General features: G+C 57.1%; 10 protein-coding genes. All 10 read right to left on the bottom strand.

The genetic code is table 11. The features are described from left to right. Window position 1 precedes the first annotated feature (1 nt). The 10 genes from ACIGJB_RS03420 to rfbB all read right to left on the bottom strand — a co-directional run bounded on the left by ACIGJB_RS03420 (window position 2) and on the right by rfbB (window position 13668). Window positions 2–3748, bottom strand: a complete 3747-nt coding sequence (locus ACIGJB_RS03420) for a glycosyltransferase (RefSeq protein ID WP_483731401.1) — start codon at window positions 3746–3748, stop codon at window positions 2–4. A gap of 2 nt (window positions 3749–3750) precedes the next feature. After that, window positions 3751–5106: an FkbM family methyltransferase gene (locus ACIGJB_RS03415; RefSeq protein ID WP_483731400.1), complete on the bottom strand. Its 1356-nt coding sequence runs from the start codon at window positions 5104–5106 to the stop codon at window positions 3751–3753. Further along, a complete protein-coding gene (locus ACIGJB_RS03410; protein WP_483731399.1) occupies window positions 5085–6053 on the bottom strand; it encodes a class I SAM-dependent methyltransferase in 969 nt (322 codons plus the stop codon). The genes ACIGJB_RS03415 and ACIGJB_RS03410 overlap by 22 nt, the downstream gene beginning before the upstream one ends. An 8-nt stretch (window positions 6054–6061) precedes the next feature. Next, the gene (locus tag ACIGJB_RS03405) at window positions 6062–7282 is read right to left on the bottom strand and encodes an ABC transporter ATP-binding protein (RefSeq protein WP_483731398.1); all 1221 of its coding nucleotides are present in this window, start codon (window positions 7280–7282) and stop codon (window positions 6062–6064) included. Further along, the gene (locus tag ACIGJB_RS03400; RefSeq protein WP_483731397.1) at window positions 7282–8079 is read right to left on the bottom strand and encodes an ABC transporter permease; all 798 of its coding nucleotides are present in this window, start codon (window positions 8077–8079) and stop codon (window positions 7282–7284) included. The genes ACIGJB_RS03405 and ACIGJB_RS03400 overlap by 1 nt, the downstream gene beginning before the upstream one ends. Continuing rightward, window positions 8079–9518 (bottom strand): mannose-1-phosphate guanylyltransferase/mannose-6-phosphate isomerase, encoded by a 1440-nt coding sequence (locus tag ACIGJB_RS03395; protein ID WP_483731396.1) that lies wholly within the window; start codon window positions 9516–9518, stop codon window positions 8079–8081. The genes ACIGJB_RS03400 and ACIGJB_RS03395 overlap by 1 nt, the downstream gene beginning before the upstream one ends. Before the next feature lie 725 nt (window positions 9519–10243). Further along, window positions 10244–10795, bottom strand: a complete 552-nt coding sequence (rfbC, locus tag ACIGJB_RS03390) for a dTDP-4-dehydrorhamnose 3,5-epimerase (protein WP_483731395.1) — start codon at window positions 10793–10795, stop codon at window positions 10244–10246. 13 nt (window positions 10796–10808) lie between these two features. Continuing rightward, window positions 10809–11687 (bottom strand): glucose-1-phosphate thymidylyltransferase RfbA, encoded by an 879-nt coding sequence (rfbA, locus tag ACIGJB_RS03385; RefSeq protein WP_483731394.1) that lies wholly within the window; start codon window positions 11685–11687, stop codon window positions 10809–10811. Between the two features lie 12 nt (window positions 11688–11699). Continuing rightward, window positions 11700–12614 carry a dTDP-4-dehydrorhamnose reductase gene (gene rfbD, locus ACIGJB_RS03380; RefSeq protein ID WP_483731393.1) on the bottom strand — a complete coding sequence of 305 codons (915 nt, stop codon included), beginning with the start codon at window positions 12612–12614 and terminating at the stop codon, window positions 11700–11702. Then, window positions 12604–13668: a dTDP-glucose 4,6-dehydratase gene (gene rfbB / locus ACIGJB_RS03375; RefSeq protein ID WP_483731392.1), complete on the bottom strand. Its 1065-nt coding sequence runs from the start codon at window positions 13666–13668 to the stop codon at window positions 12604–12606. The genes rfbD and rfbB overlap by 11 nt, the downstream gene beginning before the upstream one ends. Window positions 13669–13820: the final 152 nt, after the last annotated feature.

The following is a 13820-nucleotide window of genomic DNA, read 5'->3' as shown; positions in this document are numbered from 1 at the left end:
TTTACTCGCTGGCCCTGCGGATGGGCCACGAGTAAGTCCAATGTGAATCGGCCGGATTTGTCAGCAGTGCGACGATCTGCCGAGCACTGTCCGCCCAAGTGGAACGGGGCATGTCCGCCGAGCTGATAGCTTTTCCGGCACGCGCTGCACTCAGCCACTGCTCGATAACGCGCGCCAGCGCCTGGGGCGAATCATCCGAGAAGTAAGTGGCATATTCACATGCCACTTCCCGGAACACTGGTAGGTCGCGCGCCAAGATCGGCTTAGCGTGTTCGGCCGCCTCGACTAACGGAAGGCCGAATCCCTCTCCTTCCGAAGCCATTATTACGCCATCGGAGGCAGAGTAAATGCGCTCGAGCGCCTCGTCGCTGATGCCGCGGTACCAGAAAAGGTTCTTGCCATAGCGCCAATGCTCCAGAAGCTTACTGGCCAAATTATCGACCATCCAGCCCTGCTTGCCGACGATCACCAAGTTGAACGCCGTGCCTGCGCGCCAAAGCTCATCAAAGGCAGCCAGCACATATTTGTGGCCCTTTCGGGGTTCTACCGTGCCGACCATCAGCGCGGTAGGAAGGTCGCGCATCACCTCAAGGTCCGACAGAAGTTGCGCGTCGAGACCCATGGACGGCGCGGACGAGCTTATATCGCTGCCATTATGGAACCAGCCGACGCGGAATGGCTGCGTACGCGCCACGCCGCTAGCTCGAACCCAATCGTTCAGTTCCGATGCCACCGCCGCCGATACACAGAGCGCTCCCGTATTTCGCGCCACCTCATTCAGCCAATGTTCGTGCGTAGTGCTAGCTCCCGGGGGAAAATACTGCGGTAGCCGGATGGGGAGCAGATCATGCACAACGAAATACGCCTGCCCGCCGCGCTGCCGCATCTCAGCAAAGAATGCCGTCTGCTGGGGAACAAAGTAGGCGTGCCAGTCGAGCCCGAGGAAAATGTCCTGCGCCTGAACTTCGACAGGCTCGTCCGTCAACACGGTGCTTTCCGCGCCCAGGAATTCCATGGTAAAGCGCCGCGCATAGTAGTAGGAATGATCGGCAGTCGCATAGACCGGCTCCACTCGAAAGCCCGGGGGAGGATCGCGCAATAGACAGTGCAAGATGCTGCGTGCCACACGTTCGATGCCGGTCTTCAGATCATGCTGGACGATGGCAGACACATCTACCAGCAGTTGGCGGGCGACCTGCGGCAAGGGCATCGAAGTCGCAATGGCGCGGCCCAGATGCCGCAGCCCCGCATCCGAGACAGCTTCGGCATCGAGTGCGTCAAACAACTGACCACGCGCATCTGCGGCGTAGAATGATTCGATGGCATCCCGGTAGCGATCGGCAATATCCCGGGGAGCATGCTGTGCCCAAACCAGCGCGCGCGCGCGGTCGCCAAGCTGTTTGCGTAGCGTAACATCCTGCCAAAGTCGTTCTATGGCATCGACGAGTGCGGCATCCTCGAATTCGTCCACGAGTTTCCACACGGTCGAGTCAGGAATGTCCGCCATCGAACCGTGGGCGTTGATGATGGTCGGAATCCCATGGTTCATGCAATCGAGCACCGCCGCGGAAGTTTCGCCGCGCGAATGGGTGCGCAATTGGATGGCCACGTCGGCGCTGGCCAGCCAGTCCTCGTAGTCAGCGTCGGGGGTAAGTCCAGTTACTCGAATACGACCTTGGCCATGCGAGTCGATCAGGCTGACCATGTCGGCGCCATAGTCCCCACCATGCATTTCGCCGACGAATACCAGTTGACAACGCTCAGACGACGACAATTGCGACGACCGCCACGCCGACAGCGCGCGATGGTTGAGCTTTGTAGGCGCCACCATGCCAAAGCTCGCGACGATAAAGTCGTCCTCGCGCAAACCAAGCCGAGAGCGCGCGGCGGCACGATTCGCATGTGTAGCCGGCTTGCGTAAGAGCGGAATCAATTTCCAATTCTTCGCACTTTGCGGGCCATACCACTTATCTGCCAAACGCAGCGACACGGCCGAATGCACAACGATGCCTCGCGAGTACTGCAGGATAGGGAAATTAACGGGGTACCGGTACACAGCCTCGTGCTTGCATTCGGCCTGTACACCCTCGATAGCTGCAAGATAGCCATGTGAAGCGTACAACTGCTTCTGCCAGACGCCTGGTGTAATGCTGGCGGCCTCCATGTTCGAATACAGGCCGCTCAAGAAGAAGTCATGCAGTACCGTGACGCCCGGAAAGTTTTCAAGCAAGGCAGGCATGTGTGCATGAAACAGCGAGTTTCCGAACTGATAGACGATCCGGTCGTATGACTGTGCATTCGCCAGAAAGTACTCCACCGAACGAATATTGCAGTCCGCCGCAACGAAAGGTGCATCGATTTTCTGCTGATCGCAGATAACGTCGATCTGATAATGGCGCGCCAATTCCGGCAAAAGGGCGGCACTGTAGCCGGCAATGCCCGTCGGCTCGGGCGGCATAGGCGAAACATAGGCTAGGCGCGGCCGACGGCACGGCGCCGGCATGGCCCGCCCCGCGTTACTCGCAACCTGGCGTTCATGCCACGCTTCGGCACCCTCCAGCAACAAACGCGCCGTTTCATCCCACGAGAACTCCTTCGCCTTCCTCAGACCATGCTCCTTCAGCGACGCGCTAAAAGCCTCGTCGGTCAGCACGCGCCCCAGCAACATGGACATCGCACGGGCGCTTCTAGGCGTAAACAACGCATCCTCCCGTCCAATGACTTCTGGGATGCTGGAACTGTTTGCACCAATTACGGCCGCGCCGCAAGCCATGGCCTCGAGTGCAGGGAGGCCAAATCCTTCGTGCCAAGAAGGGAAAACGAATGCCTTACAAACGTTGTACAACTCAACCAGTTCGTAGTCAGTCACATAGCCGGCCAAAATCATCTCGTCCCGGCCTAGGCCATTGGTTTTAGCCAGGTTCCCGAGCTGCGCCATCTCGCCGTCTGTCAGCTTGCCAACAATCAGCAACTGATGGGCGCGGCGGATGTCGGCCGGCAGCATGGCAAAAGCCTCCAGCAGCCCGCGCAGGTACTTCCGTTCGTCGGTCCCACCGGTATACATAACGCAAGGTCGCGTAAGCCCGAACCGCTCGGTGATCCGTGCGAGATCCGTCTGTCCTAGTCTCAATGGGCGAAAGACGGAATCCACCGCCGCGCGAATATTCACAACCCGATCCGCCGGCAGATCCAGGAAGTCGATACCTTCCCTGCGCGACGATTCCGATATGGCGAACCAGAGATCGGCCCGCCGGGCATGTGCGACCTTCTGATAGTACCAGTCGCAAATCGAGGCCTCTGTCAGATAGGTGTCTTTGTGAATAAGCGGGACGAGATCGTACAGCGTGACAGCATTTGGCTGGCTGGTCGAAAGACGGCCAATGCTTGTAACGACGTCATCCACGTAACCTTCGAACAAACTACTGACGAGCACGAGATCCGGCTTCTGGCTTGCAAGAAAAGCTTCCCGGGCTAGTTCGCCAGCACGGCGCCGCGCCGCACTTCCGGGCAATGAAAAACGGACATTGCTCAGCCCCCCCCAGACCCTGATGTTCTCCTGCGGGACGAGCCCATCCAAGGCAGCGCGAATAGGCTCGACAGACTCGGTCAGTTGACCATTCAGGCCAATGATCAGCTCATGATCCTGTGCGCGCTGCGCCAACGCACAGGCAACTGCCAGCGAATAGCGTCCAATTCCCCGAAAACGGCTGGCGCTCTGTGCGCCCTGCAAATCCAAGACGAGCCGCATTGTTACCTTGTCTCCTCGACCTTGACGTTGTGCATTTTGTTCGCGATGCGTTTGACTACCCAGCGCTCGGTAGCGGGCAAGTCCTGCCAATCGCCGTTCGCACGCATGTCAAAACTCATCGACGCCACGCCTACCGCCGGCGCAGTCAGCGGAATCATCATCTTCCGAATGCGACGATCGAGTCGCGGGTAGCGCGCCAGCGCTCGCAGCACAAGACTCTTGTGCGAAGGATGGTGGCGGAGGTACTCCACGGCTCTCCGGCCCAGTCGGCGCACCACACGTCGGGCGAACGACCCATGGTCCGATTTCGCCGCGGCAGTAAGAACGGGGGGGCGAGCAACAGCAGACGATACACCTGCAGTAACCGCACTGCTTGCCGCAGGCCGCCCCTTCAACAAGCTCCCTGCCACGCGCAATGGTCGGGTGATGCGCCAGGACGTGCTGGCATACATGGTAGCTAGTCGTTCGGCCATGGTAGCTAATCGTTCCGCCAGATCGCTATTCTGCCCGTACGCGATAGCCAGTTCTTCGGATAGGCGGGATACATCATGACGGGCAGCATCGAGTTCTTGTGTTCGCCGGGCAATCACGTCTTCGAGTACCCTTATGCGATCTGAAAGGTGGGCCTCCATCTCCCGCTTGCCCGCGTTGACCATCCAGTCGACGAGAAAATGGTCGAATACATTCGGGGGCAGTTGCAATGACTCGACCAGGTCCGCATGCTCATTGGCTACATAAAACCGGTTCAGCCCGTCGAAATGGGCGAAAACATAGCCATGCGCGAGCAGCATCGGTTCCCATTCTGCGCTGCTGACCTCCTGTTTCAGCGGGCGAGTTGCTTCTAGCACTACCACCCAAGGACGCCAGCGCACCCAGTCCATCCCGGCGACAACTTCGCGCTCCGCCCCCTCGACGTCAATCTTCAGGAAGTGGATCTCGCGGTCACCAACAAATTCGTCACACACCTCGGCCAGCGTGCGCACGGGTATCGTGGATTCGCTAGGATGCCAGCCCGATTGTGTATGAGATTCGGCTATGTCCTTTTCGATCGTTGACAACCCGGTGTCGGCGATGGTGTAGAACGTTACCTCCCCCGACTCGGCACCGATAGCGCACTGAAGGTTGATATCTCGCCCACGAGCCTCTTTCAGGCGGTCGAAATACTGCTGCATGGGCTCGATATTCAATCCAGACCAGCCGCGCTCATAGAACGCTCGCGTGACAGAATGCAGCGAAGGGTCGTTCGCACCCACGTCCACATAAAAGCCGGCCTCCTCCTGCTTGAGCGTACGCCACAACAGGACATCTTCGAAATTCTGAGCGTAAGATTGAAACGTCATTTTAAGGATTGTTGCCACACCGCCGCCATGAACTCACCATCCTGGATAAAGCACTGCAGGCTAAGACCTGCTTTCTCGCCCAATAACGTCCGGGAGCGCCCCAAAAAGAAATAGAGATGAAAGCGTGTATATTCGTATAGGTACTCGAAGCACGGCGTGGCGTGCACCATGGTCGCGCCGGGCTTCAGCAACGCGCCCATTTGGCGAAGCTCTTCAATCGGATACCGTAAGTGCTCAAGTACATTATTGGAAAAGATCCCATCGAATCGCATCCTGGCCAGCGAAGCGTAATCCGTGAAGACACCCTCGGCGCCCGCCGCCGTCTCGCCATGCGGCTCGAATCCATATACTTGCCAGCCTTCCTGACGCAGAACTTGCAGCGTGCGTGACCAGGATCCGGCACCATAGTTCAGATAAATCCCATCTCGCCGCGGGTGCAAGGCATGAAAGGCCCGCACTTCCTGTTCGGTGGAATCCCCTTCGGCGTAGACAAGGTAGTGCCAAGCATATTCCTGCGCTAATTCAGCACCGGTCAGCTTCAGCATCTTGTTTGGTCCGAAGATCACATCGCAAGTCGGACACTGGTGCCGGGAAAGCCTTCCCCCGCCGAACGCGCAATGTGCCTCATATGATCTAAAACCCGCGCCTTCATCGGCATACCCGCACAGAGGACATATTAACGACCGAGAATCGTTGCGCATGCTGGTATCCAGCGCATCCAATACAGACCACTTCGAGGCAATCTGATGCTTGATGGCTTCATTGCGAGCCAGCGCGACGGCGAGTTCCGTCCCTTGCAGACGATCATTCAAGGCACGAATGATATCCGCCGCGCTCGTATCAAGCGCGCCGGAATCACTGCGGCACGAACGGACCAAATCATTCCGCAAATGATCAAGCGTCGAGCGCTTGGTAACAGCAAGATTAAGGTGCGCCAGCAATCGATTGAGGAAGACTTTGGCCATGTAGTCGACTAGCACTCTACCGTAATCATTGGATCCAGCCATGCGCATCCCACGAAATGGGAATGGCTGGCGTTTACGACCGAAAACATCAACGCTCGGTCTGTCCACTCGTAATTGTTCCGGAGATGCGTATCAGAGCTCGCGACCGATGTCGCGATGGAGTAATGCCCCTCCCCTAGGTTGGCCGGAAACTCAAACTTGTAGATAATGCGTTGACCGGCGCGCACATCTTGCACCACCTGATTCTTGAGGTGGGTGTTTGTGCCGAATATGGGCTGTCCGAACCGGTCTTTAATCAGATATCCGAGAACCAATTCCGGAATGTGCGCCTTCGTCGTAACTTCCACCCACAGCATTACCTTCGCCCCAACTTCAATCGTTTCAGCGGGTTGTCCAACCTCATTCAGCAGAATGATATTGGATACGAAGGCCTCCCCGCTCCCCGAGACCGTCTGGACATGGCCATTTTCCAGGACACGCTGGGCGATAGCCCCGCTTTCGCGCTCTGCCAGCATCGCATTGTAATAATCCATGACATCCTCTGGCCTGCCCTCTTTCACCAAGCGCCCGCTGTCCAGCAAGATAGCGCGATCACAAATCGACTGAATGGCCGTCTTGTCATGGGAAACCATCAGCAAAGTGGTCCCTTGGTCGCGATAGGTACGGATTCGATCAAAGCTCTTGTGTTGGAAATAAGCGTCGCCTACCGAGAGAGCCTCGTCGACGATCAGCACGTCCGGGCGGCGCGCCGTCGCGATGCTAAAGGCAACGCGCATTTGCATGCCACTTGAGTAGACTCGTACCGGCTCGTCCATATAGGCGCCGATTTCGGCAAACGCCTCGATCTCTGGCATCAGATCCTGAATTTCGGTGGCGTCCATACCCAGAAGTTGCCCGGCCATCAGCACATTCTGACGCCCAGTAAAGTCAGGGTGAAAGCCCATGCCAAGCTCCAGCAGCGCAGAAACGCGTCCGCCAATACTAATCGAACCCGTGGTCGGCAATGTCGTGCCGGTGATCATCTTCAGCAGGGTACTCTTCCCAGCACCATTGACACCCATGATCCCAACCGCCTCGCCGGGCTGGACGGTAAACGACACATCCCTGAGCACCCATTTCAGCGAATGATGCTGCCGTCCGAAGGGAACACACCATTCCAGCAAGCGTGACCACCGGGTCGGATACTGTTTGTATGCCTTGCCGACCTGTTTTACGAGAATCGTGCTCATTAAAGCTCATCCACCATTTCACCGGCCCGGGTGCGGAAGAGATGCATGCCGGCTACGCACAACAGTAGAGCCAGCACGATGACCGGCACGAGAGCGGCCCAGTCCGGAAATTCGCCGCGCACCAGAATGGCTTGGTAAGCACTCACCAGCACTGTCATCGGATTCCATTCCACAATGCGACGGGCAAATTCCGGGATCGCATTCAACGGATAAACCACGGGCGTCAACCAGAACCAGAATTGCAGAACAACCCCCATGAGTTGGCCGACATCCCGGAAAAACACGTTCAGTACACCAAGGATCATGCCCAAGCCAATTGAGAACAAAATCTGGACGCCAAGCACCGGCAGAATTGAGAAAAGCGCCCACCCTGGAAAATTACCGGACACCACTAGAAAAATTAGGAATAGCGAGAATACAACAGCAAAATTCAGACCCGCATTTAGCACGATGATGACGGGTAAACAAATGCGAGGGAAACTCAGCTTCTTAATCAGATTTGCTTGCTCAATAAATACATTTTGTGCACGGCCGATTATTTCCGCAAAGAACGCCCACGTAAATGCACCGGCACACAAGTAAATACTGTATGCCAAGTGACTCTCTGCACCGGGAAGGCGCGCGCGCATCATCTGCGAAAAAATAACCGTATAGACAACGATCATCGCCAGCGGGTTGATCACCGTCCATGCAGCACCTAGAATTGAATTTCTATAACGTGACTGAAATTCTCGCTTGACGCTACCAATAATAAATCCGCGATAATTCCACACGGAGCGAATCAATCCTATTGGCATTACCTAGCTCGGCCGTAAGAATCGGCAAAGCGCACGATATCGTCCTCACCGAGGTATTCGCCACATTGCACCTCGATCAGCACAAGATCCATTACACCAGGATTAATCAACCGATGCTTATGTCCGGCCGGAATATAGGTAGATTGATTCGGCTGCAGCGAAATAATCTGTTCGCCGTTAACAACGTCGGCCGTCCCGCTCACTACAATCCAGTGCTCGCTGCGATGGTGGTGCATTTGCAAAGACAACTGCGCGCCAGGCTTCACTACGATCCGTTTGATCTTGAAACGGTCGCTCTCTTCCAGAACGGTGTAGGTACCCCAAGGGCGGTGTGCGGTTTTATGGATCTTGTAGCTATCATGCCCGTTCTGCTTAAGCTGACCAACGATATGCTTCACATCTTGCGTGCAATCGCGGTTCGCCACCAGCAGCGCGTCGGGGGTATCGACAATAATTAGGTTGTCTACACCCACCGCTCCAACCACTCGCTCATCGCTCTTGATATAGCAGTTGCTAACACCATGCAACAGCGCATCGCCATAGATACGATTGCCCTGTGAATCCGGTGGCGTCAGTTCGCTAATGGAATGCCAGGAGCCGATATCACTCCATCCCATATTGCTCGGCACAACTGAGACGCGATCTGATTTTTCCATGATCGCGTAATCGATGGAGATGTCCGTGACACGCTTAAAGTGTGCCGCCTCGAGTTCCAGAGCGCGGCAGCAATCTGCCGTCGAAACAGCGCCCGCAGCAAAGCTACCTTCGCAAGCCCGAAGCAGGTCCGGAGTAAAGTTGTTGAACTCCTTGAGGATGGTCTTCACGCTGAAGCAGAACATCCCGGAGTTCCAGAGATGCGCCCCCCCCGCAATCAGCGCCTCGGCGACGTCTAGTTTCGGCTTCTCGACGAACCGGACCACGGGATGGACGCCGTCCAATCCCCGCTCCGTATCGAACTCGATATAGCCATAGCCGGTCTCGGGAGCTGTCGGGCGAATACCAAACGTCACGATGCGCCCTTCGGTCGCGGCCGCAGCTGCGGCATTCACTGCCGATTGGAACTGATCGAGGTCCTCAATCAGATGATCCGCGGGCAACACCAGCATCACCGCATCCTCGCCGTGATGCTGCTTGATCCAGCATGCCGCAGATGCCACTGCGCCCGCCGTATTGCGGCCAAACGGCTCGAGCACAAACCCAAGCGGAATGCGATCCTCGTTCACGTCCTGGCACTCATCCCGAGTCAGGAAAAAGGTCTCCCGGTTTGTGACGACGACGACCTCTGGCACGTCCCGAAACAAAGTGGCCCGCTTGAAAGTCTTCTGCAGCAGGCTTTCCCCATCGGCTAGCTTCAGCAAGGGCTTGGGGAACGCTTCACGGGAGACCGGCCAAAGCCTGGTCCCTGCCCCACCGGAGATAATGACTGGAATGATTTGCATGATTGACCCGCATTTCTTGGCTGAGGCGCGAATTGTAACGGAGCGTTCCAATCACCCTGTAAAAGCCGTGTAATTTTGTCTTGCCAGGTGTAACGTTCGGCACAATCCGACCATTAGTACTTGCCAAGGGCACATCGCGCTGCTAGGTGGCCAAATTGAAACCAATCTCAGCGCCTAAAGTCACCAATCGTTGCTACTGATCATGCCTACTTTAGCCAATCTCACCACAATTGTGACGCAAACACCACAAATTATAAATCCTGCCGATACACGCGCTTACAGAATCGGAGCGGCGATAGAGGTCCGCAAGAACCGTTCCTATCACCGACAGTAGACAGGTAGGCGCATCTTCGGGAGGCTTGCTCACCCCGATCTCTTTGGCAGCTTCGAAGTGTGCGGCTCGGGACCATAGTGGCAAGCTGGAATACCCGGTCCTAGCCGCGGCATAGCCGACCGACCACTCAGTGCTGCGCGGCCCGCCGAACGGCGAACTCGCGGCGGCAAAGCTAGTATTTTTGACGAACGTGCTTCAGAAAAGCAACCGCTCGCTCGGAGATGCGCCCTTCTCTGCGCGTATTAAGGGAGGGAACCGTGAAACAGCCCGCTCGGCTACTTGTCTCGCACCTGAGACACACCGAACGGGATCACTTTCAGGCAGCGCACCTCCCGATGAAGGAGGACGAGTTCGCAGATCGAGTCCCTCATTTCATCGCACGACTTTGCCGTCACGCAAACACTTCCGCCTCTGCCAACCGCCTGCCCACCGCATCCTTGCCAGCAACAACTGGCTGCTCCTCAATAGGCCATTCGATGCCAATCGTCTCATCACTCCAAAGAAGGCTGCGCTCATGCTCGGGGTACCAATAGTCAGTCGTCTTGTAGAGAAATTCCGCTGCCTCGGAGAGGACCACGAAGCCATGCGCAAATCCCTCGGGCACCCAAAGCTGTTTCTTGTTATCAGCGCTCAGGCTCACACCCACCCATTGCCCAAATGTCGGCGACGATCGGCGCAAATCCACAGCCACATCGAAGACTTCGCCTGACACAACACGCACCAATTTTGCCTGTGGATGCTGGATCTGGTAGTGCAGACCGCGGAGTACATTCTTCGCCGAGCGGGAATGGTTGTCCTGAACAAACTCGCGCCGCAGCCCGGTAGCCGCCTCGAAGTCCCTAGCATTGAAGCTTTCGAAAAAGAACCCTCGGTCGTCGCCGAACACCTTCGGTTCAAGAACCATCACACCATCCAGCTTTGTCGGTGTTACCGTCAGTTTCATGGCTTCGGCCCTCTTACCTAACGCCGTCCAGCAGGAGGCGCTGCAGATATTGCCCGTACGAATTTTTTGCCAACGGAGCTGCCAGGCGGGCCACCTGTTCCGCGCTGATCCACTTGCTCCGATAGGCAATTTCCTCCGGACACGCGACCATCAGCCCCTGCCGTTTTTGCAGCGTTGCGATAAAACTGGCGGCATCGAGCAAGGAGTCGTGCGTGCCCGTATCCAGCCACGCATAGCCGCGCCCCATGATTTCGACATTCAGGCCGGACATTTCGAGATACCGTTTGTTGACGTCGGTGATCTCCAGTTCTCCACGGCCTGACGGCCTGATCTCGGCGGCAATGTCGCAGACCTGATTATCGTAAAAATACAGACCTGTCACGGCGTAGTTCGAACGCGGCGTAGCCGGCTTCTCTTCGAGCGAGATAGCGCGAAAGTGTTCATCGAACTCCACCACACCATAGCGCTCCGGATCCTGCACGTGATAGGCAAAGACCGTTGCACCCCGTTCTTGATCTGCGGAGCGCGTAAGCTGACTGACAAGATCGTGGCCGAAGAACAGGTTGTCCCCAAGAATCAGCGTGCTGGGCTTATTTCCAACGAATTCGCGACCAATAATGAAGGCTTGGGCCAGTCCGTCGGGCGATGGCTGTACTGCGTACTGCAGGCTCAAGCCCCATTTGCTTCCGTCGCCCAGCATCTCGGAAAAGCGCGGCGTGTCTTCGGGGGTGGAGATGACGAGGATGTCCCGGATCCCAGCCAGCATCAGCGTTGACAGCGGGTAGTAGATCATCGGCTTGTCATACACCGGCAGCAGCTGCTTGGAAACAGACCGCGTGATCGGGTAAAGACGAGTGCCGGACCCACCGGCCAGGATAATCCCTTTACGCATGGTGCCCCCCTGTTACGTAAGGATCTGGTCCAGCAGGTGGTGGATCCCCTGCTTCCAGTCAGGTATGTAAATGCCGAAGGTTTCCCGCAGTCGCGTGGTATCCAGTCGAGAATTGGACGGTCGCGGCGCTGGCAACGGATATGCCGTGGCAGGAATGGCTTCGATTTTTTCCGGATCGACCTTGAGTTCCGCGCCGTGCGACCTCGCATAGCGAAGGACTTCGGTGGCATAGGCGTGCCAGTTTGTCTCACCGGCCGCTGCAAAGTGATAGATACCCCCGACAAAGGCCTTTTGGTCACCTGCCAGCCAGTGCCTAGCCACGATCTGAGCCGTGACGTCGGCAATCAGCGATGCGGTGGTGGGCGCACCAAACTGATCGGCGATAACCCGCAACTGCTCACGCTCCTTGCCCAGACGCAGGATGGTTTTGGCGAAGTTGCCCCCGTGCACACCGGCCACCCAGCATGTCCGCAGGACCAACGCCTGCGCTCCCGAAGCAGCGATGGCTTGCTCGCCTGCCAGCTTGCTTCTGCCATATACGGATTGGGGATTGACCGCGTCCGTTTCGACGTAGGCCCCGTCCTTGGTACCGTCGAACACGTAGTCCGTCGAGTAATGCACCAGCAGACTGCCAAGTGCCCTAGCTTCGTCCCCAAGGACGCCCGCAGCGGCACCGTTGATGGCAAAGGCCAATTCCGCGTCTGATTCGGCTCTGTCAACTGCCGTATAAGCTGCAGAATTGACGATCACATCGGGGCGATTCTCGCGTACCACGCGGCGCACCATGTCGTGGTCTGTCAGGTCGCACGCGGCGCGATCCAGTGCCACCACATGACCAAGCGGCGCCAGACTGCGTCGCAGCTCGAATCCAACCTGCCCATTGCAGCCGGTGATGAGAAGCGTCGGTACATTCGGATTACGTTGCATATTGCTTCGCCACCCAGTTGCGATATTCGCCCGACATTACGTCTTGCACCCATGCCTGGTTATCCAGATACCACCGCACGGTCTTGCGCAGCCCGGTCTCGAAAGTCTCGGCTGGCTTCCAGCCAAGTTCGCGCTCCAGCTTGCGAGCGTCAATCGCGTAGCGACGATCGTGGCCTGGCCTGTCTTTTACGAACTGGATCTGGTCGCGGTAAGAGCCACCGCTCATCGGCTGCAGTTCATCCAGCAGATCACAGAGCGTGTGGACGACATCGAGGTTGGTCTTTTCATTCCAGCCACCTACGTTGTAGGTTTCGCCCGGCCGTCCGTGCGCCAGTACTTCTCGAATGGCGGAGCAATGGTCGCCGACATACAGCCAGTCACGCACGTTCAGGCCGTCGCCATAAACGGGCAGTGGTTTACCGGCCAGCGCATTGGCAATCACCAGCGGGATAAGCTTCTCGGGGAAGTGGTACGGCCCGTAGTTGTTTGAGCAGTTTGTGGTAAGAGCGGGCAGGCCATAGGTGTGGTGATACGCACGGACCAGATGATCAGAGGCAGCCTTGGATGCGGAGTATGGGCTGTTAGGCGCGTATGGGGTCGCCTCCGAGAATTGCGGGTCGTTCTCGCCCAGCGATCCGAACACCTCGTCCGTGGAAACGTGGAGAAAGCGGAATCCTGACTTGGCCGGCTCTTCGAGCGAACTCCAGTACGCGCGAGCGGCTTCGAGCAGCGTAAAAGTGCCGACAATATTCGTCTGAATGAACTCCGCGGGACCATGAATCGAACGATCAACATGGCTCTCCGCTGCGAGATGCACCACCGCCCGCGGCTGATATGCCGCGAATAGCTTGTCGAGCGCGTCTCGATCACAGATATCCGTCTGCGAAAAGATGTGGCGGCTGTCGCCCTCCAGCGATGACAGCGTCTTGCGATTGCCGGCATAAGTCAGCTTATCGACATTGACGACACCATCTGCCGCACTATTGCTCAACCATGCCAGAACGAAATTGGCTCCAATGAATCCGGCGCCCCCAGTCACCAAAATATGCGACACGACATGCTCCCTGCCCCGATATTTTCAGAAACCCGGCAATGACCACTGGCCATCGTGCCCATCTGAGTCTGGCGGGCGCTAAGCAACTGCAGAAGTCGAGGTATTCTATCCAACTCTATGTGCACGCTACCGCCGCACGGACCGGGGTTTGT

It is taken from the genome of Cupriavidus sp. C2SS-8b (assembly GCF_057073745.1).
Note: the sequence above shows the minus strand (reverse complement) of the source record. Positions and strands in the feature narration are given on the sequence as shown.

Bases quoted from the DNA above. Each gene is read 5' to 3' on its own strand.
- ACIGJB_RS03420 (WP_483731401.1), bottom strand. From the start codon at position 3,748: ATGCGGCTCGTCTTGGATTTGCAGGGCGCACAGAGCGCCAGCCGTTTT.
- ACIGJB_RS03410 (WP_483731399.1), bottom strand. From the start codon at position 6,053: ATGGCCAAAGTCTTCCTCAATCGATTGCTGGCGCACCTTAATCTTGCT.
- ACIGJB_RS03405 (WP_483731398.1), bottom strand. From the start codon at position 7,282: ATGAGCACGATTCTCGTAAAACAGGTCGGCAAGGCATACAAACAGTAT.
- ACIGJB_RS03400 (WP_483731397.1), bottom strand. From the start codon at position 8,079: ATGCCAATAGGATTGATTCGCTCCGTGTGGAATTATCGCGGATTTATT.
- ACIGJB_RS03395 (WP_483731396.1), bottom strand. From the start codon at position 9,518: ATGCAAATCATTCCAGTCATTATCTCCGGTGGGGCAGGGACCAGGCTT.
- rfbC (WP_483731395.1), bottom strand. From the start codon at position 10,795: ATGAAACTGACGGTAACACCGACAAAGCTGGATGGTGTGATGGTTCTT.
- rfbA (WP_483731394.1), bottom strand. From the start codon at position 11,687: ATGCGTAAAGGGATTATCCTGGCCGGTGGGTCCGGCACTCGTCTTTAC.
- rfbD (WP_483731393.1), bottom strand. From the start codon at position 12,614: ATGCAACGTAATCCGAATGTACCGACGCTTCTCATCACCGGCTGCAAT.